The organism is Mesorhizobium sp. WSM4828, assembly GCF_055811175.1.
Window position 1 is genome coordinate 286,044 of sequence record NZ_JBVVQK010000003.1, and the last position, 19,991, is coordinate 306,034.

At 61.9% G+C, this 19,991-nt stretch carries 18 protein-coding genes, 1 other RNA gene and 3 pseudogenes; 16 read left to right on the forward strand and 6 right to left on the reverse strand.

Annotation, left to right across the window (positions count from 1 at the left end; all coding sequences use genetic code 11):
- Window positions 1-11 precede the first annotated feature (11 nt).
- The 13 genes and pseudogenes from AC0L2X_RS06095 (at window position 12) to AC0L2X_RS06155 (ending at window position 13,788) form a co-directional block, all read left to right on the forward strand.
- On the forward strand, window positions 12-1,262 hold the full coding sequence (locus AC0L2X_RS06095) for an NAD(P)/FAD-dependent oxidoreductase (protein WP_473599412.1): 1,251 nt from the start codon (window positions 12-14) through the stop codon (window positions 1,260-1,262).
- 28 nt (window positions 1,263-1,290) lie between these two features.
- On the forward strand, window positions 1,291-2,292 hold the full coding sequence (locus AC0L2X_RS06100) for a 4-hydroxyproline epimerase (protein ID WP_473599413.1): 1,002 nt from the start codon (window positions 1,291-1,293) through the stop codon (window positions 2,290-2,292).
- Between the two features lie 334 nt (window positions 2,293-2,626).
- Window positions 2,627-3,529, forward strand: coding sequence for a branched-chain amino acid ABC transporter permease (locus tag AC0L2X_RS06105; RefSeq protein WP_023678052.1), 903 nt, complete (start codon window positions 2,627-2,629; stop codon window positions 3,527-3,529).
- A 4-nt stretch (window positions 3,530-3,533) separates the two neighbouring features.
- Window positions 3,534-3,836: pseudogene (locus AC0L2X_RS06110) on the forward strand (DUF3382 domain-containing protein); the annotation flags it as partial.
- Window positions 3,837-3,953: 117 nt separating this feature from the next.
- Window positions 3,954-5,162: pseudogene (livM, locus tag AC0L2X_RS06115) on the forward strand (high-affinity branched-chain amino acid ABC transporter permease LivM); the annotation flags it as partial.
- Window positions 5,162-6,301 (forward strand): annotated as a pseudogene (locus AC0L2X_RS06120) (ABC transporter ATP-binding protein); the annotation flags it as partial. The pseudogenes livM and AC0L2X_RS06120, both read left to right, overlap by 1 nt.
- Before the next feature lie 8 nt (window positions 6,302-6,309).
- The gene (locus AC0L2X_RS06125) at window positions 6,310-7,038 is read left to right on the forward strand and encodes an ABC transporter ATP-binding protein (RefSeq protein ID WP_254816420.1); all 729 of its coding nucleotides are present in this window, start codon (window positions 6,310-6,312) and stop codon (window positions 7,036-7,038) included.
- A gap of 18 nt (window positions 7,039-7,056) precedes the next feature.
- Window positions 7,057-7,404 (forward strand): DUF6867 family protein, encoded by a 348-nt coding sequence (locus AC0L2X_RS06130; protein ID WP_254816421.1) that lies wholly within the window; start codon window positions 7,057-7,059, stop codon window positions 7,402-7,404.
- A 138-nt stretch (window positions 7,405-7,542) separates the two neighbouring features.
- Window positions 7,543-8,673, forward strand: coding sequence for a branched-chain amino acid ABC transporter substrate-binding protein (locus tag AC0L2X_RS06135; RefSeq protein ID WP_473599414.1), 1,131 nt, complete (start codon window positions 7,543-7,545; stop codon window positions 8,671-8,673).
- A gap of 229 nt (window positions 8,674-8,902) precedes the next feature.
- Window positions 8,903-12,361 (forward strand): pyruvate carboxylase, encoded by a 3,459-nt coding sequence (pyc, locus tag AC0L2X_RS06140; RefSeq protein WP_473599415.1) that lies wholly within the window; start codon window positions 8,903-8,905, stop codon window positions 12,359-12,361.
- 290 nt (window positions 12,362-12,651) lie between these two features.
- On the forward strand, window positions 12,652-12,912 hold the full coding sequence (locus AC0L2X_RS06145; RefSeq protein ID WP_023719653.1) for a DUF2312 domain-containing protein: 261 nt from the start codon (window positions 12,652-12,654) through the stop codon (window positions 12,910-12,912).
- A gap of 50 nt (window positions 12,913-12,962) precedes the next feature.
- Window positions 12,963-13,403 (forward strand): hypothetical protein, encoded by a 441-nt coding sequence (locus AC0L2X_RS06150; protein ID WP_023719652.1) that lies wholly within the window; start codon window positions 12,963-12,965, stop codon window positions 13,401-13,403.
- Window positions 13,404-13,473: 70 nt separating this feature from the next.
- Window positions 13,474-13,788 (forward strand): hypothetical protein, encoded by a 315-nt coding sequence (locus AC0L2X_RS06155; protein ID WP_352489223.1) that lies wholly within the window; start codon window positions 13,474-13,476, stop codon window positions 13,786-13,788.
- A gap of 3 nt (window positions 13,789-13,791) precedes the next feature.
- Here the strand turns inward: AC0L2X_RS06155 and msrB are convergent, their stop codons facing one another.
- The 6 genes from msrB to AC0L2X_RS06185 form a co-directional block, all read right to left on the reverse strand.
- Window positions 13,792-14,196: a peptide-methionine (R)-S-oxide reductase MsrB gene (msrB, locus tag AC0L2X_RS06160; RefSeq protein WP_352489224.1), complete on the reverse strand. Its 405-nt coding sequence runs from the start codon at window positions 14,194-14,196 to the stop codon at window positions 13,792-13,794.
- 109 nt (window positions 14,197-14,305) lie between these two features.
- Window positions 14,306-15,127 carry an MBL fold metallo-hydrolase gene (locus AC0L2X_RS06165; protein WP_473561931.1) on the reverse strand — a complete coding sequence of 274 codons (822 nt, stop codon included), beginning with the start codon at window positions 15,125-15,127 and terminating at the stop codon, window positions 14,306-14,308.
- Window positions 15,128-16,318 carry a vWA domain-containing protein gene (locus AC0L2X_RS06170; RefSeq protein WP_473561928.1) on the reverse strand — a complete coding sequence of 397 codons (1,191 nt, stop codon included), beginning with the start codon at window positions 16,316-16,318 and terminating at the stop codon, window positions 15,128-15,130.
- Between the two features lie 3 nt (window positions 16,319-16,321).
- Complete coding sequence (locus AC0L2X_RS06175) at window positions 16,322-16,603, reverse strand: type II toxin-antitoxin system HicB family antitoxin (RefSeq protein ID WP_473599416.1); 282 nt, start codon at window positions 16,601-16,603, stop codon at window positions 16,322-16,324.
- A 16-nt stretch (window positions 16,604-16,619) separates the two neighbouring features.
- Window positions 16,620-17,066: a GNAT family N-acetyltransferase gene (locus AC0L2X_RS06180; RefSeq protein ID WP_473561925.1), complete on the reverse strand. Its 447-nt coding sequence runs from the start codon at window positions 17,064-17,066 to the stop codon at window positions 16,620-16,622.
- Between the two features lie 117 nt (window positions 17,067-17,183).
- Window positions 17,184-18,023, reverse strand: coding sequence for an AAA family ATPase (locus tag AC0L2X_RS06185; RefSeq protein WP_473561923.1), 840 nt, complete (start codon window positions 18,021-18,023; stop codon window positions 17,184-17,186).
- A gap of 178 nt (window positions 18,024-18,201) precedes the next feature.
- Between AC0L2X_RS06185 and ssrS the strand changes: the two genes are divergently transcribed.
- From ssrS to AC0L2X_RS06200, 3 genes are all read left to right on the forward strand, one after another.
- Window positions 18,202-18,357, forward strand: a non-coding RNA gene (gene ssrS, locus AC0L2X_RS06190) — 6S RNA.
- A 140-nt stretch (window positions 18,358-18,497) separates the two neighbouring features.
- Complete coding sequence (locus AC0L2X_RS06195; protein WP_473561921.1) at window positions 18,498-19,085, forward strand: 5-formyltetrahydrofolate cyclo-ligase; 588 nt, start codon at window positions 18,498-18,500, stop codon at window positions 19,083-19,085.
- Between the two features lie 81 nt (window positions 19,086-19,166).
- Complete coding sequence (locus AC0L2X_RS06200; RefSeq protein WP_023678036.1) at window positions 19,167-19,991, forward strand: TIGR00282 family metallophosphoesterase; 825 nt, start codon at window positions 19,167-19,169, stop codon at window positions 19,989-19,991.

Here is a 19,991-nt window from a genome sequence, read left to right on the forward strand (position 1 = left end):
GGCGCATGGCAATGAATGACAATGCTACGCTCGATGTCGCCATCATTGGTGGCGGCATTATCGGCATCTGTGCCGCCGCCTTTCTGGCCGAGGCGGGCCGAAACGTCACGATCTTCGATCGGACAGGGATATGCGAGGAGACCAGTTCCGGCAATGCCGCCGCCTTTGCCTTCTCCGACGTGCTGCCGCTGACCCACAAGGGCATGATCAGGCAGTTGCCGAAATGGCTCGCCGACCCGCTCGGCCCGCTCAGCATTCCGCCCGCCTATCTGCCGAAGCTGCTGCCCTGGCTGGTCCGCTTCTGGCGTGCCGGCCGAAGCGACCGCTATGAAGCCGGCCTTGCCGCGCAGGCCGGGATGATGAAGCTCGCCGAGGCGGAATGGATGGGCTTGCTCGACCGTTCCGGGACACGGCCGATGCTGCACGAGGACGGCTCGCTCGAACTCTACGAAAGCGAGGCCGAGTTCAAGGCTTCGCTGCCCGGCTGGGCGGCAAGGCAGCGCTTCGGCATCGGCTTCAGCCATGTCGAGGGCAGGGCTCTCACAGCCCTGCAGCCCGGCCTGTCGCCGCGCTTCGTCACGGGAACGTTCGTGCCGGGGTGGAAAACCGTAGCCGATCCCAAGCTGCTTGGAAAGGCCTTGTGGGCCTATGCCGAGGGATTGGGCGCCGGGTTCGAAAAGGCCCGGATCGAGCGTGTCGAGGCGGGACAGGACGGCGCGATCCTGACCACGGCCGACGGCACGCGGCGACGGGCGAAGCACGTCGTCATTGCTGCCGGGGCCTGGTCGCATCTGCTGGCGAGACATCTCGGCGACGGCATCCCGCTGGAGACCGAGCGTGGCTACAACACGACGTTGCCGAAGACTGCCTTCGACGTAAAGCGACAATTGATCTTCTCCGGGCATGGCTTCGTCATCACGCCGCTCGAGACGGGCCTGCGGGTCGGTGGTGCGGTCGAACTCGGCGGCCTCGAGAGGCCGCCCAATTATGCGCGCTCGAAAGCGCTGCTCGAAAAGGCGCAGAAATTCCTGCCGGGACTGAATCCGGCAAATGGTCGCGAATGGATGGGCTTCCGACCGTCGCTGCCGGATTCGCTGCCGGTGATCGGGCGATCGCAACAAACGCCGTCGGTGGTGTATGGTTTCGGCCATGGTCACCTCGGGCTGACCCAGGCCGCGGCGACCGGACGCTTGATCCGCGAGCTCGTTCTCGGGCAGGATCCATCGCTCGATCTCGGCCCGTTCAGCCCGCAACGGTTTTGAGATCGAAGACATTCAGTTGGGAGCCGGCATGGCCAAGAATTCCTTCTTCTGCATAGACGGCCACACCTGCGGCAATCCGGTGCGGCTGGTCGCCGGCGGTGGGCCTTTACTCAAGGGCTCGACGATGATGGAGCGGCGAGCGCATTTCCTGGCCGAATATGACTGGATCCGCACCGGCCTGATGTTCGAGCCGCGCGGTCATGACGTGATGTCCGGCTCGATCCTCTATCCGCCGACGCGTGAAGATTGCGACATCGCCATCCTGTTCATCGAAACCTCGGGCTGCCTGCCGATGTGCGGCCATGGCACCATCGGCACGGTGACCTTTGCGGTCGAACATGGATTGATCAAACCGAAGACGCCGGGCGTGCTCAGGCTGGATACGCCGGCGGGCGTGGTCGTCGCCGAGTACAGCCAAGTCGGCGACTATGTCGAGGAGGTGCGCATCACCAATGTGCCGTCCTTCCTTTATGCCGAAGGGCTGACGGTCGAATGCCCCGGGCTCGGCGAGATCAGCGTCGATGTCGCCTATGGCGGCAATTTCTACGCCATCGTCGAACCGCAAAAGAACTATCGCGACATGGCCGAGCATTCGGCCGGCGAACTGATCGCCTGGAGCCCGGTGGTGCGGCAACGGCTCAACGAAAAATATACCTTCGTACATCCGGAGAATCCCGGCATCAACAAGCTGTCGCACATATTGTGGACCGGCGCGCCGACCAACCCGCAAGCCGATGCCCGCAACGCCGTCTTCTACGGCGACAAGGCAATCGACCGCTCGCCCTGCGGCACCGGCACCTCGGCGCGGATGGCGCAGCTTCACGCCAAGGGCAAGCTTGGGGTCGGCGTGGACTTCGTCCATGAATCGATCATCGGGTCGCGGTTCAAGGGCAGGGTGGAGAAAGAGGTCACCGTCGCTGGCAAGCCGGCAATCATTCCCTCGATCGGCGGCTGGGCGCGGATGACCGGATTGAACACGATCTTCATGGACGACCGCGACCCGTTCGCGCATGGTTTCGTCGTCAAATAGGAAATCACTGACGCAGGGGAAGGAAAGAGAGCGCAAACGAATTGCGATCGATCACGCAACGATCCCGCTCATTAACTTATTTTGACGCCGATTTCTTCGAAATGGGGCTCATGCTGCGATTGAATCGTCAAAGACATTGCGTTAGGCCAATGATAGGGTCCGCGATGGTCCAGGGGTCGGCCGGGAACAAAACGGGCAATCGGATGGCGTGCGGCGAAAACACGCATAATGATCGAAAAATCACGTTGCAATCCGGGCTCGAAACTTTACGACTAGGGGAAATACGAAAAGGAATGCGTCTGCATGGACGACATTCCAGGGGAGCCACGACAGCATGCAGTATTTTGTCCAGCAGCTTATCAATGGGCTGACGCTGGGATCGATCTATGGGCTGATAGCGATCGGCTATACGATGGTCTACGGCATCATCGGCATGATCAATTTCGCCCATGGCGACATTTTCATGATCGGCGCTTTCACCGCGCTCATCGTTTTCCTTATCCTCGGTGCGTTGTTCTATTCGCTGCCGATCGTCGTTGCGCTGCTGATCATGATGATCGTCGCGATGCTGCTGACCAGCCTGTATAATTGGACGATCGAGAAGGTGGCCTACCGGCCTTTGCGCGGTTCATTCCGGCTGGCGCCGCTGATCACCGCGATCGGCATGTCGATTGCGCTGTCCAATTTCGTCCAGGTGACGCAAGGGCCGCGCAACAAGCCGGTCCCGCCAATGGTGTCCAAGGTCTACAACATCGAAGGCATCAGCGTCTCGCTGAAGCAGATCATCATCGTCCTGGTCACCATAGTCCTGCTGGCGCTGTTCTGGTACCTGGTCAACAAGACCTCGCTCGGCCGGGCGCAGCGCGCCTGCGAGCAGGACCGCAAGATGGCCGCACTGCTCGGCATCGACGTCGACCGCACCATCTCGATCACCTTCATCATGGGCGCCGCCCTTGCCGCCGTCGCCGGCACGTTGTTCCTGATGTATTACGGTGTGGTGGTGTTTTCCGACGGCTTTACGCCCGGTGTGAAGGCATTTACTGCTGCGGTGCTCGGCGGCATCGGCTCACTGCCCGGCGCCGTGCTCGGCGGGCTGATGATTGGCTTTATCGAAAGCATGTGGTCGGCTTATTTCTCGATCGATTACAAGGACGTCGCCGCCTTCTCCATCCTGGCGATCGTGCTGATCTTCCTGCCTTCCGGCATTCTCGGCCGGCCAGAAGTCGAAAAGGTCTGAGATCATGGCGGTTACCGTATCTCCGGATAGCACCGTCGTCGCCACTCCGGTCCAGCGCGCTTTTCGCGAAGCACTCTATGCCGGCGCCATCTCGCTTGGCCTGTTCGTGCTGTTCATCGGCCTGAAGACCGACCAGAACATCTCCAACGAACTGATCCTGGTGCAGCGCTGGGGCTTGCTCGCCGGCGTCGTGATCGCCACCATGGCCGGACGCTTCCTTTACGTCGCCTATGGCCAACCCTTCCTGGCGAACCAGAAGATCGTCGACGTCGCCACCGGCCTGCTGCCGGTCAGCCTGGCTTCGCGATTCTTCCGCCTTCCCGCGTTCATCGTGGCGCTCGCCGTCGCCGTTATTCTGCTCGCGCTCAGTGGCTTCCTGACCGAGGCCTTAGGGCCGGAAATTTCCGATTTTGTGCGGTTCCTGCGGGCGCTCGCAATCATCTATGCGCTGGCGTGGCTGATTTATCGTTTCCGGGCCTTCATTCATGCTCATTTCTCGGCATTGGGCATAACCGCACTGGCGCTCTACCCGATCGTCGTGGTGTTGGTGCTGGCGCTATATGCCGGGTCCATGGCGGTCGGTTTCCAGGGTTCGCTGAAGTATGTCGACAATTTCGGCATCCAGATCCTGATCTACGTGATGCTGGCCTGGGGGTTGAATATCGTTATCGGCTTGGCCGGCCTGCTCGACCTCGGCTATGTCGCCTTTTACGCCGTCGGTGCCTATGCCTATGCGCTGCTCGGCACGCATTTCGGCCTTTCCTTCTGGATCCTGCTACCCGCCGCCGGCCTGATGGCTGCATTCTGGGGCGTGATGCTGGGCTTCCCGGTGCTGCGCCTGCGCGGTGACTATCTGGCGATCGTGACGCTCGCTTTCGGCGAGATCATAAGGCTGGTGATCATCAACTGGCGCGAAGTGACCAACGGCTCGGCCGGGATTTCCGGCATCCCGAAGGTCTCTTTCTTCGGCCTGATGTCGTTCAACGTCTCCGACCCGAACTACATCTCCAAGGTGCTCGGCATCGCGCAGTCCGGCGCCTACTACAAGATCTTCCTCTACTACCTGATCCTTGGACTCTGCCTGCTGACCGCCTTCGTCACGGTGAGGCTCAGGCGGCTGCCGGTCGGCCGCGCCTGGGAAGCGCTGCGCGAGGACGAGATCGCCTGCCGCTCGCTCGGCATCAACACCACCACCACCAAGCTCACGGCCTTTGCCACGGGCGCGATGTTCGGCGGCTTCGCCGGCTCGTTCTTCGCCGCGCGGCAAGGCTTCGTCAGCCCGGAATCCTTCGTCTTTCTGGAATCGGCGATCATCCTTGCCATCGTCGTGCTCGGCGGCATGGGCTCGCTGGTCGGTATTGCCGTCGCCGCCATGGTGATGATAGGCGGCACCGAAATCCTGCGCGAACTGGATTTCCTCAAGACCGGCCTGAGTTGGGGCAACATCAAGGTCATACCCGGGTTCGGCCCCGACTTCACGCCGGAGCTTTATCGCATGCTGTTGTTCGGCATGGCCATGGTCATCGTCATGCTGTGGAAGCCGCGTGGCTTCGTCGGCAGCCGCGAGCCGACGGCCTTCCTCAAGGTGCGCAGGGCGGTGTCGGGGTCCTTCACCAAGGAGGGACACGGCTGATGAACGCGAACCCCTCCGTGAACAATGCCATCCTGCAGGTCGAGCATCTGTCGATGAAGTTCGGCGGTCTCGTCGCCATCGGCGATTTGTCATTCCAGGCCAAACGTGGCGAGATCACCGCTCTGATCGGTCCCAACGGCGCCGGCAAGACCACCGTGTTCAATTGCATCACCGGTTTCTACAAGCCGTCGGAAGGCATGATCACGCTCAACCGGCGCGACGGCTCGACCTTCCTGCTCGAACGCTTGCCGAACCATGAGATCCCGGCGCGTGCCAAGGTGGCGCGCACCTTCCAGAACATCCGCCTGTTCTCGGGCATGACGCTGCTGGAGAACCTTCTGGTCGCCCAGCACAACAAGCTGATGAAGGCGTCCGGCTATACCATTCTCGGCCTGTTCGGCTATAGCGGATACAGACAGGCTTCGGCGGAATCGGTTGAACTGGCCGAGCACTGGCTGGAGAAGGCCGATCTCGTCGACCGCGCCGACGATCCTGCCGGCGATCTGCCATATGGCGCGCAGCGACGGCTCGAAATTGCTCGCGCCATGTGCACCGGCCCTGAGCTTCTGTGCCTCGACGAACCGGCTGCCGGCCTTAATCCGAAGGAATCGGCGGCACTCAATGCGCTGCTGATGGACATCAAGGACAACACCGGCACGTCGATCCTTTTGATCGAGCACGACATGGCGGTGGTCATGCAGATTTCAGACCATGTCGTCGTGCTCGAATACGGGCGCAAGATCTCCGACGGCAATCCGCAATCGGTACGAACCGACCCGCGCGTCATCGCCGCCTATCTCGGTGTCGAAGACGAGGACGTCGAGACGGTGCTGACCGAGGTCGGCGACGAGGACGTCATCGAGCAACTGGATACCGGTCCGGATTACGCACACGGCCCGGGCACATCGTCTTCCTATCTCGCCGGGCCGGTGGTCGATACGGTCGGCCATAGCGAGGGCGAACGCGTCACAGTGTCAAAGGGCGCTTCGAAGGCCGGGCAGATCGATGCAAAGTCGAGCGCTGCTGCAAAGTCCGGATCGTCGGCCAAAGCCAAATCGGCCGCGAAATCTTCCACGGCAAAGCCGGGCAAGGCTCCGGCGAAGCCGAAAACTCCCGGCACCTCCAATCGGCGCGGAGGGCGGAAATAATGGCCGGCACAACGCTGCTCGATATCAAGGGCGTCCAGACCTACTACGGCAACATCAGGGCGCTGAACGGCGTCGACGTCACCGTCAAGCAGGGCGAGATCGTGGCGCTGATCGGCGCCAACGGCGCCGGCAAGTCGACGCTGATGATGACCATTTTCGGGGCGCCGCGCGCCCGCGCCGGCACCATCACCTTCGCCGGCACCGATATCACCCAGATGCCGACCCACGAGATTGCGCGCATGCGTATCGCGCAGTCGCCGGAGGGCCGGCGCATCTTTCCGCGCATGACGGTGATGGAAAACCTGCAGATGGGCGCCAGCCTCGACGGTCTCAAGCATTACGACGAGGACGTCGAAAGGGTCTTCACGCTGTTCCCGCGGCTCAAGGAACGTGTCGGCCAACGTGGCGGCACGCTTTCGGGCGGCGAGCAGCAGATGCTGTCGATCGGCCGCGCGCTGATGGCACGGCCGAAGCTGCTCTTGCTGGATGAGCCGTCGCTGGGCCTGGCGCCTTTGATCGTCAAGCAGATCTTCGACGCCATCCGCGAGCTAAACCGCACGCAGGGACTGACCGTGTTCCTGGTCGAGCAGAACGCCTTCGGCGCACTCAAGCTCGCCACGCGCGGCTATGTCATGGTCAACGGCAATGTGACGATGAGCGGCACCGGCAAGGAACTGCTCGCCAATCCGGAAGTGCGCGCCGCCTATCTCGAGGGCGGCCATCACTGAGTTTCAGGAGTCTTCATCATGCAGGGCATTCTCTATGAGGAACCCTCGATCTGGCAGTTCTTCTTCGTCACCTGCCTGCTCGGTGGCTGGGCGGCCTGGATGACGGGCAAGGCGTGTGCCCAAACATGGCGCAGCTTCGCCCAGCTATTCGCCTATATGCTGGGGCTCGGCATCGGCGTAAGATTCATCCATCATGCGCTGTTCGGCGGAACGATGTTTTCGCTGCATTACTACGTGGTCGATACCATCGTGCTGATGATATTGGGCTTCATTGGCTACCAATACACGCGCACCAACCAGATGGTAACGCAGTATAATTGGCTTTACGAAAGAGCCTCTCTTTTGAGCTGGAAACCAAAAGGTTGACATTTATCATTAACGGCGTTTCAGGGATGAATCGGCGTGACAAGTGCCTGAAAATCGGCAAAGTACTCTTTCTGCGAGCAAGAGTGGGCATCGCATGAAAGCAACATCCACGCCCACTCGGTAAATGGGAGCGTTTCAATGAAAAAGTCACTTTTGTCCGCCGTCGCCCTGACCGCGCTTGTCGCGTTCAGCGGCAACGCGTGGGCTGACATCCTGATCGGCGTTGCCGGTCCGATCACCGGTCCGAACGCAGCGTTCGGCGCCCAGCTTCAGAAGGGTGCCGAACAGGCAGTCGCCGATATCAATGCGGCGGGCGGCGTTCTTGGCCAGCAGCTGAAGCTTGAAGTCGGCGACGACGTCTCCGATCCCAAGCAAGGCATCTCGGTCGCCAACAAGTTCGTCGCCGACGGCGTCAAGTACGTCGATGGCCACTTCAACTCCGGCGTCTCGATTCCGGCGTCGGAAGTCTACGCCGAGAACGGCATCCTTGAGATCACGCCGGCCGCGACCAATCCGAAGTTCACCGAACGTGGCATGTGGAACACCTTCCGCACCTGCGGACGCGACGATCAGCAGGGCAAGGTCGCCGGCGACTATCTCGCCGCGAACTTCAAGGATGCCAAGATCGCTGTCATCCATGACAAGACGCCTTATGGCCAGGGCCTCGCCGACGAAACCAAGAAGGCGCTCGCAGCCAACGGCGTGACTGAGGCCATGTATGAAGGCATCAATGTCGGCGACAAGGATTTCTCGGCCCTCATCGCCAAGATGAAGGACGCGGGCGTCACGGTCGTCTACTATGGCGGCCTGCACACCGAAGCCGGCCTGATCATACGCCAGCTCGCTGACCAGGGCCTCAAGGCAACCTTCATGTCCGGCGACGGCATCGTGTCGAACGAATTGGCCTCCATCGCGGGCGACGCCGTCGAGGGCACGCTGATGACGTTCGCTCCGGATCCGCGCAAGAATCCGAACGCCAAGGAGCTCGTCGAGAAGTTCCGTGCGGCCGGCTTCGAGCCTGAAGCCTATACCCTCTACTCCTACGCAGCGATGGAAATCATCGCGGCCGCCATCACCAAGGCCGGTTCAGCCGACGACGCTCAGAAGGTAGCCGAGACCATCAAGTCGGCCGGCCCCTGGAAGACCGCGATCGGCGAGATCGGCTACGACGCGAAGGGCGATATCACCCGTCCGGACTACGTCATGTACACCTGGAAGAAGGGTGACGACGGCAAGTACACCTATGTCGAGAACGCACCCGGCAAATAACCGGACGTTGCTAGATGAAAATGCCCGGCGCCGCGCGCCGGGCATTTTTTATGAGAGTTCCCGAAAGCCTGGATCGGAACTGCCCAGGCGTTCTTCGGACCGACACGCAATGTGTCAGCGATAGATCAAACTAAATCGGTTTAATCCTCGCTCCGATTTTGTTTGCACTGCAGCATTTTCGCGCTAATCATGTCCGGCAGTTCCCTTCCCCGCGTCCGGAGCCCTGTCCTTGGCAATCTCGAAGATCCTTGTCGCCAACCGCTCCGAAATAGCCATCCGCGTCTTCCGCGCGGCCAATGAGCTCGGTCTCAAAACCGTGGCGATCTGGGCAGAGGAGGACAAATACTCGCTGCATCGCTTCAAGGCCGACGAAAGCTACCAGGTCGGGCGCGGGCCGCATCTGGCCAGGGATATGGGGCCGATCGAAAGCTATCTGTCGATCGAGGAGGTTATCCGCGTCGCCAGGCTTTCGGGCGCCGATGCCATCCATCCAGGCTACGGCCTGCTGTCGGAAAGCCCGGAATTCGCCGAAGCCTGCGCCAAGGCCGGCATCATCTTCATCGGGCCAAAGCCGGATACGATGCGCAGGCTGGGCAACAAGGTCGCCGCCCGCAATCTCGCAATCGAAGTCGGTGTGCCGGTAATTCCCGCTACCGATCCCTTGCCGGACGACATGGCGGCGGTAAGGGAACTCGCCAAGACGATCGGCTACCCGGTGATGCTCAAGGCGTCCTGGGGCGGCGGCGGCCGCGGCATGCGCGCCATCCGCTCCGAGGCCGATCTCGCCCGCGAGGTGACGGAAGGCAAGCGTGAGGCGAAGGCGGCCTTCGGCAAGGACGAGGTCTATCTCGAGAAGCTGATCGAGCGCGCACGCCATGTCGAGGTGCAGGTGCTGGGCGACACGCATGGCAACGCCGTGCACCTGTTCGAGCGCGATTGTTCGATCCAGCGCCGCAACCAGAAAGTGGTCGAGCGGGCGCCGGCGCCGTATCTTGAAATGCCAGAGCGCGAGGAGCTTTGCGGCTACGCGCTGAGGATCGCGCACGAAACCAGCTATATCGGCGCCGGCACGGTCGAGTTCCTGCAGGATGCCGACACCGGAAAATTCTATTTCATCGAGGTCAATCCGCGTATCCAGGTCGAGCACACCGTCACCGAACAGGTGACCGGCATCGACATCGTCAAGGCGCAGATCCACATCCTCGACGGCTTTGCCATCGGCACGGCGGAATCGGGCGTGCCGGCGCAAAAGGACATCAGGCTCAACGGTCACGCCCTGCAGTGCCGCATCACCACGGAAGATCCAGAGCATAATTTCATCCCCGACTATGGCCGCATCACCGCCTATCGTGGTGCCACCGGCTTCGGTATCCGCCTTGATGGCGGCACCGCCTATTCGGGCGCGGTCATCACCCGCTTCTACGATCCACTGCTGGAAAAGGTAACGGCGTGGGCGCCGACGCCGGCCGAGACCATCGCCCGCATGAACCGGGCGCTGCGCGAATTCCGCATCCGCGGCGTGGCGACCAATCTCACCTTTCTCGAGGCGATCATCAATCACCCGAGCTTCGCCGACAATTCCTACACCACCAAGTTCATCGACACGACGCCGGAACTGTTCGCCAGCGTGAAGCGGCAGGACCGCGCGACCAAGCTGCTCAACTACCTTGCCGACGTTTCGGTCAATGGCCATCCCGAGACGCGCGGCCGGCCGCAGCCAAAGGCCGATGCGGCGCCACCAGTGGTGCCATATCTCAACGGCAATGTGCCGCACGGCAGCAAGCAGAAGCTCGACGTGCTCGGGCCGGAGAAATTCGCCGCGTGGATGCGCGAGCAAAAAGAGGTGCTGGTCACCGACACGACAATGCGCGACGGGCATCAATCCTTGCTCGCGACGCGTGTGCGCACCTATGACATCGCCGGAATTGCCGGCACCTATGCGCGTGCTCTGCCGCAGCTTTTGTCGCTCGAATGCTGGGGCGGCGCCACATTCGACGTCGCCATGCGCTTTCTCACCGAAGACCCGTGGGAGCGGCTGTCGCTGGTGCGCGAGGCAGCACCCAACCTTCTGCTGCAGATGCTCCTGCGCGGCGCCAACGGCGTTGGCTATACCAACTATCCCGACAATGTCGTCCAGCATTTCGTCCGCCAGGCCGCTGCCGGCGGCATCGACCTGTTCCGGGTCTTCGATTGCCTGAATTGGGTCGACAACATGCGCGTCGCCATGGATGCGGTCGGCGCCGAGGGCAGACTGATCGAAGCGGCTATCTGTTATACCGGCGACATACTCGATCCGGCGCGGACCAAATACGATCTGAAATACTATGTCGGCCTGGCCAGGGAATTGCAGGCGGCAGGCGCCCATATCATCGCCGTCAAGGATATGGCCGGGCTTTTGAAACCGGCGGCGGCCCGCGTGCTGTTCAAGGCACTGCGCGAGGCGACGGACCTGCCCATCCACTTCCACACCCACGACACATCCGGCCTGTCGGCGGCAACCGTGCTGGCGGCGGTGGAGAGCGGCGTCGACGCCATCGACGCGGCGATGGATTCGCTATCGGGCAACACCTCGCAGCCGTGCCTGGGTTCGATCGTCGAGGCGCTGAAAGGCACCGAGCGCGACCCGGGCCTCGACCCGCAATGGATCAGGAACATCTCGTTCTACTGGGAGGCGGTGCGCAACCAATACGCCGCCTTTGAAAGCGACCTGAAGGGGCCGGCATCGGAGGTCTATCTGCACGAAATGCCGGGCGGGCAGTTCACCAACCTCAAGGAACAGGCGCGCTCGCTCGGGCTGGAGACACGCTGGCACGAAGTGGCGCAGACCTATCACGACGTCAATCTGATGTTCGGCGACATCGTCAAGGTGACGCCGTCGTCCAAGGTCGTCGGCGACATGGCGCTGATGATGGTGAGTCAGGACCTGACCGTCGCCGACGTCGAGAATCCGGCGAGGGACATCGCCTTCCCGGATTCGGTGGTGTCGATGTTGCGCGGCGATCTCGGCCAGTCGCCGGGCGGCTGGCCAAAGCCATTGCAGAAGAAGGTGCTGAAGGGCGAAAAGCCGATCACGGTGCGGCCGGGTTCGCTGCTCAAGCCGGCGGACCTCAAGGCCAGCCGCACGGAGGTCGAGGAAAAGCTCGAGCGCAAGCTCAGCGAGTTCGAGTTCGCGTCGTGGCTGATGTATCCGAAGGTGTTTTCCGATTTTGCCGCCGCGCAGGAGACCTACGGGCCGGTCAGCGTACTGCCGACGCCGACCTATTTCTATGGCATGAAGCCGGAAGACGAGATTTTCGTCGATATCGAAAAAGGCAAGACGCTGGTGGTGCGCTGCCTTGCCCTGGGCGATGTCGACGAAAAGGGCATGGTCACCGTGTTCTTCGAGCTCAACGGCCAGCCGCGCCGCGTGAAGGTGCCGGACCGGGCGCATGGCGCGTCCGCTGCCAAGGCGCGGCGCAAGGCGGAGCCGGGCAACGAGGCGCATGTCGGCGCGCCGATGCCTGGCGTCGTCTCGGCGCTTGCGGTCGCTGCCGGCCAGGCGGTGAAGGCCGGCGACGTGCTGCTGTCGATCGAAGCGATGAAGATGGAAACGGCGTTGCATGCCGAACGCGACGGCACCGTAGCCGAGGTGCTGGTCAAGGCCGGCGACCAGATCGATGCCAAGGATCTGCTGATCGCGTTCGGGTAAGACGTGCTGATATTCAGGTGATGCCGGCCTGCAAACGCCGGCTTCCGGTGCTCACGTACTCAGGTACGCTCCGCTCCGGTTCTCGGCAGCCATCTTGTTTGGTCGCTTCGCGCCCGTCTTCGACTCCGGCTCGGCCTGACCTGAATCTCAACACACCTTAAGGCGTGCCGAACCCCTTCATGCCGCATCGATAGCACCTTGACCCGCCGCGCCCGGTCGGGCATCGAACCGCTGCAATTCGCCGCTCGGGCCCCCCGAGTCGCGGCGAGAAACGACGCGGAGAGAAGACTATGGCCGACGACATCACCGAGACCAGCCAGACTGTTGCCGCCGGCCAGCTGCGCGCCTTCATCGAACGCATCGAGCGGCTCGAGGAAGAGAAGAAGACGATTGCCGACGACATCAAGGAAGTGTTCGCAGAGGCCAAGGGCACCGGCTTCGACACCAAGGCGATGCGATCGATCATCCGGCTGCGCAAGAAGGACCAGGCCGAGCGGCAGGAAGAGGAATCCATTCTCGATCTGTACAAGGCCGCGCTCGGCATGGTGTAAGCCGGCAACAGCCTTGGGCGCCGGTTGCGGCGCCCCTCGACGGTTCGAATATGAGCGAATTCGATTTTGGCGCCCGCCGCGCCTCTGAATTCCGCCAACGCAGCTTCTGGACGCTGTTCGCGGAACGGCATCCGGATGAAAGGGCCCTGCTGGCGAGGCGCGGACCGTGGTTCTGGCAGCGTGGGCTGCCCGACTTCGCATTGGTCCTTTCAATGTATGTCGCGCCCGCGCAGAATCATGTCGGCGTCTTCTTCGGCCGCAACGAGAAATTCGGTGCCACGCAAGCCTGGTCGCGGTTGAAGCCGTTCCAGCCGGCCATCGAAGACAGGCTGAAGCTCAGGCCAGAACAAAGTTGCGACGGCCTCGGCATCAATTCGATGTGGCGGGTGAATTGTTTTGCCGAGGACAATTGGCCGGCGATGACCGACTGGCTGGTGACGGAAGCCTCACGTTTCGAGCGCGCGATTGCCGAAGTTCTGGGTCAGGAATAAAGCAGGGTTCCAGACGCAATCCTTATGAAAGGGTTGCTCTGGTGAGCAGGGCGAGGGAGCCGGTGGATCGATGACGATCATGTCGCGCGTTGCCGCTTTCTTCCGCTCACGCTGGCTGGGCGACGTGCCGCTCGATCGGCTGTTCTGGCGCGACCTGGTCATTGTCGGCACAGCGATCAATGTCGCGTCGTCGGTGGCGGCACTCATTCTGCTCGGGCTGAAACTGCCGCTTGCGCTGGTCCTGGCGGTGCATTTCGCGCCGGTACCCTACAATATCTTCCTGACCTTTGCCGTTTGGCGAACTGCCGGAAAATCGAGTGGCGCCAAGGCCACGCTGATGACGCTTGGCGCCACATTGTGGCTGATCCTGGTGGTCGTGGCCTGACGATCAGGCGGCCGGCTCGAATTTGAGCGCCACGCCGTTGATGCAATAGCGCAGACCGGTTGGCGGCGGGCCGTCGTCGAAGACGTGGCCGAGATGGCTGCCGCAGCGGGCGCAATGGCACTCGGTGCGGACCATGCCGTAGCTGCGGTCGACGGTGGTCTCGACCGAACCCGGAACCGGGTCGTTGAAGCTCGGCCAACCGGTGCCGCTTTCGAATTTCAGCTTGGATTCAAACAAGGGCTGGTCGCAGCCGACGCAGGAGAAGGTGCCGGCGCGCTTCTCGTGCAGCAGCGCGCAGCTTCCCGGCCGCTCGGTGCCGTGGTTGCGCATCACCGCATATTGCTCAGGCGTCAGCCGGGCGCGCCATTCGGCATCGGTGCGGGTAACGGGGTAGGTGTGGCTGTCCATTTTTTCCTCTTAGCTTACGTCGCTATTTGGGTTGCCTTCCCAACTTCGCCTGAAATAGGCATTTGTTACGGCGTTTGCCCGTATTTCCAACCCTGTTGCAAAGAATTCCTCAGGCGATGGCCGCGAGATAGCGCGCAACCGATGCTGAAAATGCCGCCTTTGCATCTCCGATGACGTTCTGGCTCCACCATGCGCCGTAGATATGGTCGAACGCGAAAGGCTCAAGCGCGGCCTTGATGCCGAGCACTTTCGTCGCGTTGAGCGGGATATAGTTCGGATAGCTGTACATGAAGCTGACATGACGGCGCGTCGGCGTCACCTGCAGGATGTCGCCGGCCAGGATGGCACTGCCGCCGTCGTGCCTCCAGTGCAGCACCTGGCCACCGGCAAAGTGGCCGCCGCAGCGGATGAGCGTAAGCGACGGGTTTATGGCGCGCGTCTCGCCCTCCCAGCTGATGATCGCCGGATGCGGCCGCATGATCCACTGACGATCATCGGCGTGCAGATAAATCGGCACGGCGCCAAACGCCTCGCTCCATTCGACCATTGCCGAATAATAGTGGCAGTGCGAAATGGCGATGGCGGCCAGGCCGCCCCGGCGGTTGATCTCCGCCACCGCCTCGTCGCTGACCATCGAGATGCAGTCCCACAGCACATTGCCGTGCGGCGTTTGCGCCAGCAACGCCCGCTGGCCGATGGCGAAGCGCGGCTCGATGCCGAAGGCGAGCACGCCGGCATCCTCCTTGATCACGACCCGATGCCCGGCGGCGAGCTCTTCCGGCGTGATCCAGGCCTGGCCCTCCCAGCGCACATATTGCCGCTCGTCCTCGCAGATCGGGCAATGTTGCGGCGGCGTCGCTGTCGCCGCGAACTGGACACCGCATTGCAGGCAAAGGAAACAGGTTGACCGTCCTGTTTTGCGTGCATCCATTCAGTGCTTCCTTGAAAGTTGCTTCGTCGCGGCTTCGAGGCCGGCGAGTGTCAGCGGAAACATGCGGCCGCCAAAGATATCGCGGATCATGGCAATCGAACGGGTAAAACCCCAGTTTTTCTCGGCTTCGGGGTTGAGCCATACCGCGTTTGGCCATTGCTGCAGCAACCGGCCGAGCCAGACGGCGCCGGCCTCCTTGTTCCAGTGCTCGACCGAGCCGCCGGGTTGGGCGATCTCATAGGGGCTCATCGAGGCGTCGCCGACGACGATCACCTTGTAGTCGGGGCCGTATTTATGGAGGAGATCGGACGTCGGAATCACCTCGGCATGGCGGCGGCGATTGTCCCTCCACACCCCTTCGTAGAGGCAGTTGTGGAAATAGAAATACTCGAGCTGGCGGAACTCGGCGCGGGCGGCCGAAAACAGCTCCTCGACACTCCTGATATGGTCGTCCATCGAGCCGCCGACATCGAAGAACATCAGCAGCTTCACGGCATTGCGACGCTCGGGTTGTGTCTTAACGTCAAGATAACCGTGCTCGGCGGTAGCGTGGATGGTGCCGGGCAGGTCGAATTCCTCTTCGGCGCCTTCGCGCACCCAGCGGCGCAACCGCTTCAGCGCGACCTTGATGTTGCGGGTGCCGAGTTCGACGGCATCGTCGAAATTCCTGAACTCGCGTTTGTCCCAGACTTTTACCGCGCGGCGGTTGCGGCTTTCGTGCTGGCCGATGCGCACGCCTTCGGGATTGTAGCCATAGGCACCGAAGGGCGAGGTGCCACCGGTGCCGATCCATTTCGAACCGCCCTGATGCCGGCCCTTTTGCTCCTCCAACCGCTTCTTCAGCGTCTCCATCAGCTTTTCGAAGCCGCCCAGCGCCTCGACCAGTTTCTTCTCCTCGTCGGTCAGGTGCTTTTCGGCGAGCCTCCGCAGCCATTCCTCCGGGATATTTGCGACATCGACCGGCTTTTCGCCGGCCAGCGCCTCGACACCTTTAAAGATGTGCGAAAAGACCTGGTCGAAGCGGTCGATGTGGCGCTCGTCCTTCACCAGCGCCGCGCGGGCGAGATAGTAAAAGCCCTCGACATCATAGTCGACCAGCCCGGCTTCCAACCCCTCCAGCAGCGACAGATATTCGCGGAGCGAGACCGGAACCCGCGCTGCCTTCAGTTCGAGGAAGAAGGGGATGAGCAATTGCTATCTGTGCCCCACGATCACGGCGGATTCACCCCCGGATCTGGCGATTTCGCCGGATCGCAGCAAATCCGCTACCGTACTTGGGTTGGGTATGGTTAGGTGCTTTGCAATACGTGCTTCGACCCATTCGCGTGTGGCGGACGTCGCGTCGGCGATTGCTTCCTCGGGGCTTGCGCCGCCTCCGTGGCAACCTGGGAGGTCGGGAACTCGCACCCCCCAGACATCGTCTGCGCCGTCGAGAATTCCGACATAATGCTTCATGCAGTTTGACCTCAAATCCATCCGGCCAGTCTAGCCATCACATCAAATCATATTCGATGAAGCCAGTGCGCCGCGCCACGTGGTCGTAGAGCTTGCGTGCGGTGGTGTTGGTCTCGTGGGTCATCCAGTAGACGTTCTTGACGCCGATCTTGCCGGCTTCCTGCTTGACCGCTTCGATCAGGGCGGCGCCGACGCCCTTGCCGCGCACATCGGGGTCGGCGAACAGGTCCTGCAGATAGCAATTGTTTATCTCCGACCAGCAGGAGCGATGGTAGAGATAGTGCGTCAGGCCGACGGCCTTGCCGTCGAGGGTGGCGATGAAACCTTTTGGCTCGAACTCGCCCGCCGTGAACAGCCGCTTCCAGGTGACGGCGTAAACCGCTTCCGGCAGCTTGGTTTCGTAGAAGGTGAGGTAGGCGGTCCACAGGCGCCGCCAGTCGGCATGGTCGGATTGCGCCAATGGGCGGACGGTGATCTCGGTCATTTCATTTCCCTCTGAACTCGGCCACCCGACGCTGCCTCCGTGCCTGGCCAAGGGCAACGGTCCAGCGACGGGAAAGCGCTGTCCGGCGGCTTTCGTCGGCTTCGACTGACCGGCCCTTCACCCTTGCCGTCTCGCCATGAAGGCCAGGCGCTCGAACAGATGCACGTCCTGTTCGTTCTTCAGCAACGCGCCATGCAGTTTCGGCAGCGCGTTTTTCGGGTCGGCGCGCAGGTCCTCGGGCGCGATGTCGTCGGCGACCAGCAGGCGGATCCAGTCGAGTGCCTCGGAGGTCGACGGCTTCTTCTTCAGGCCCGGCACGTCGCGGATTTCGTAGAATTGCGTGAGTGCGGCGCGCACCAGGTTCTGCTTGATGCCGGGATAGTGCACGTCGACGATCTTGTGCAGCGTCTCGACGTCGGGAAAGCGGATGTAGTGGAAAAAGCAGCGGCGCAGAAAGGCGTCCGGCAGCTCTTTCTCGTTATTGGAGGTGATGATGACGATGGGCCGGACGGTGGCATGGATGGTCTCGCCGGTCTCGTAGACGAAGAACTCCATCCTATCCAGTTCCTGCAACAGATCGTTGGGGAACTCGATATCGGCCTTGTCGATCTCGTCGATCAGAAGCACGACTTTCTTGCCGGCGGCAAAGGCATCCCATAATTTGCCGCGCTTGATGTAATTGCGAATGTCGTTGAAGCGCTCGTCGCCGAGCTGGCTGTCGCGCAGCCGCGAGACGGCATCATATTCATAGAGACCCTGCTGCGCCCGTGTGGTCGATTTGACATGCCATTCGATCAGATCCAGGCCGAGCGCTGCCGCCACCTGACGGGCAAGTTCGGTCTTGCCGGTGCCGGGCTCGCCCTTGACCAGCAATGGCCGCTCCAGCGCGATCGCCGCGTTGACTGCCACCATCAGATCCTTGTCGGCAACATAGGCTGCCGTGCCTTCGAAACGCATTTTTGCTCCCGGGTTCATCGCGCGACCCTAAGGACGCTGCCTTCGCTGTGCAAGGCGCCGCTGGCAAGGCGGGGGATCTTGCGGGCGCGGCCCTCGTCGAGGGGGGTCTGCGTCGATTTAAGCGCCGAAACATGTCGTCTCTCTGGCGCTTAGTCTGCCATCTGCCTATATTGGCGGGGACGGTCTGCGCTTCCCGGCAGGAGAACATTTTCCCCGGGGCCTTAATGATCCCTAGGGAGCTGTCCCTGGGAAGACCCGTGGGTTTTCTCATACGGCGCCCACCTACTTTGTAGGTTCCCGGGATCGCTCTCTCCACCGGTTGTGTGGATCGTCACCTATCGAAAAGGCCATCTGGTATCGAAAAGGCCATCTGGCGGATTCTTGTCGTCGCGCCGCTTTGTGCGGTTCGCGCCGCTCCTCCAAAACGTCGCTCGTAAAACTCCATCCAAATCTGACCTTTTCTATCGTCGGCGCATGACATCCCCAAAAGACCTGAAAAAAAGTCTCCGCAACCAAGCTCTCGGGCGCCGCGACGCGCTCGATCCTTTCTGGCGGGTGGAGGCAGCACTCGAAATGGCGGAGACGGCGCGCGACCGGTTAACGGTCGAGCCGGGCCAGATCGTCTCAGGCTTCTGGCCGATGCGCTCGGAAGTCGACGTCCGGCCGCTGATGTTCGCCTTGCGCGAAAAGGGGGCAAGGCTCTGCCTGCCGGCCATCCTGGACAAGACCACCATCGTTTTTCGCGAGCTGGTACGCGGCGCGCCGATGATCGACATGGGCTTCGGCACCGTCGGGCCGCATGAGGAAGCCGAGGTGCTCGATCCGCAGATTATGCTGGTGCCGCTTGCGGCCTTCGATGCGCGCGGCCACCGCATCGGGTACGGCGCCGGCTATTACGACCGGGCGATCGCGCGGCTGGCCGACAAGGGGCAGCAGCCGCGGCTGATCGGCATTGCCTTCGACTGCCAGGAGGTGGCACTGGTGCCGGACGAGCCGCATGACATGATCATTCCGGAAATACTCACCGAGAGCGGGTTGCGCCGGTTCGCGCCGAAATTGTAGATAAGTTCCTGGACGCATGATCTTTTCCGAAAGTCATGCAGCTTTTTGCTTCGCTGACCTTCGGTTCGGGATCACGCTTATATGAGACTTCTCTTCCTCGGCGACATGGTCGGCAAGACAGGACGTACGGCGGTGTGGGAACAACTGCCCGGCCTGATCTCGGATTTCAAACTCGACTTCGTCATCGTCAATGGCGAGAACGCCGCCGGCGGCTTCGGCATCACCGAGGAGATTTTTCGTGAGACGATCTCGGCCGGCGCCGATGTCGTCACCACTGGCAACCATGTCTGGGACCAGCGCGATGCGCTGATTTTCGCGCCGCGCGAAGAGCGCTTCCTGCGTCCGTCCAATTTCCCCAAGGGTACGCCGGGGCGCGGCTCAGGCGTCTACATCGCCAGGAACGGCGCGCGCGTGCTGGTCGCCAACATCATGGGCCGGGTGTTCATGCATCCCGAGCTCGACGATCCGTTCCAGGCCGGCGAGCGCGAACTTGCCGCTTGTCCGCTTGGTGAGCAGGCCGATGCGATCGTCATCGATTTTCATGCTGAGGCGACCTCGGAAAAAATGTGCTTCGCCCATTTCGTCGACGGCCGTGCCAGCCTTGTTGTCGGCACCCATACGCACCAGCCGACCGGCGATCACCAGATCCTCAATGGCGGCACCGGTTATATTTCCGATGCCGGCATGTGCGGCGATTACGATTCCTCGCTCGGCATGGACAAGGAGGAGCCGCTCAACCGGTTTTTGTCCAAAGTGCCGAAAGGCCGCTTCGAGGCATCGACCGGGCCGGCGACATTGTGCGGCGTCGGCGTCGACATTTCCGACCGTAGCGGCCTGACCGAACGGATCGCGCCGTTTCGCCGCGGCCCGCGGCTGGAGGAAACGGCTCCATCCTTCTGGTCGTGA

Excerpts from the sequence above, each read along its gene's own strand:
- AC0L2X_RS06175 (WP_473599416.1), bottom strand. The coding sequence starts at position 16,603 with ATGGATTTGAGGTCAAACTGCATGAAGCATTATGTCGGAATTCTCGAC.
- AC0L2X_RS06105 (WP_023678052.1), top strand. The coding sequence starts at position 2,627 with ATGCAGTATTTTGTCCAGCAGCTTATCAATGGGCTGACGCTGGGATCG.
- AC0L2X_RS06125 (WP_254816420.1), top strand. The coding sequence starts at position 6,310 with ATGGCCGGCACAACGCTGCTCGATATCAAGGGCGTCCAGACCTACTAC.
- AC0L2X_RS06135 (WP_473599414.1), top strand. The coding sequence starts at position 7,543 with ATGAAAAAGTCACTTTTGTCCGCCGTCGCCCTGACCGCGCTTGTCGCG.
- AC0L2X_RS06100 (WP_473599413.1), top strand. The coding sequence starts at position 1,291 with ATGGCCAAGAATTCCTTCTTCTGCATAGACGGCCACACCTGCGGCAAT.
- AC0L2X_RS06095 (WP_473599412.1), top strand. The coding sequence starts at position 12 with ATGAATGACAATGCTACGCTCGATGTCGCCATCATTGGTGGCGGCATT.
- AC0L2X_RS06180 (WP_473561925.1), bottom strand. The coding sequence starts at position 17,066 with ATGACCGAGATCACCGTCCGCCCATTGGCGCAATCCGACCATGCCGAC.
- AC0L2X_RS06145 (WP_023719653.1), top strand. The coding sequence starts at position 12,652 with ATGGCCGACGACATCACCGAGACCAGCCAGACTGTTGCCGCCGGCCAG.
- AC0L2X_RS06195 (WP_473561921.1), top strand. The coding sequence starts at position 18,498 with ATGACATCCCCAAAAGACCTGAAAAAAAGTCTCCGCAACCAAGCTCTC.
- AC0L2X_RS06155 (WP_352489223.1), top strand. The coding sequence starts at position 13,474 with ATGACGATCATGTCGCGCGTTGCCGCTTTCTTCCGCTCACGCTGGCTG.
- msrB (WP_352489224.1), bottom strand. The coding sequence starts at position 14,196 with ATGGACAGCCACACCTACCCCGTTACCCGCACCGATGCCGAATGGCGC.
- AC0L2X_RS06150 (WP_023719652.1), top strand. The coding sequence starts at position 12,963 with ATGAGCGAATTCGATTTTGGCGCCCGCCGCGCCTCTGAATTCCGCCAA.
- AC0L2X_RS06200 (WP_023678036.1), top strand. The coding sequence starts at position 19,167 with ATGAGACTTCTCTTCCTCGGCGACATGGTCGGCAAGACAGGACGTACG.
- AC0L2X_RS06165 (WP_473561931.1), bottom strand. The coding sequence starts at position 15,127 with ATGGATGCACGCAAAACAGGACGGTCAACCTGTTTCCTTTGCCTGCAA.
- AC0L2X_RS06130 (WP_254816421.1), top strand. The coding sequence starts at position 7,057 with ATGCAGGGCATTCTCTATGAGGAACCCTCGATCTGGCAGTTCTTCTTC.
- AC0L2X_RS06185 (WP_473561923.1), bottom strand. The coding sequence starts at position 18,023 with ATGCGTTTCGAAGGCACGGCAGCCTATGTTGCCGACAAGGATCTGATG.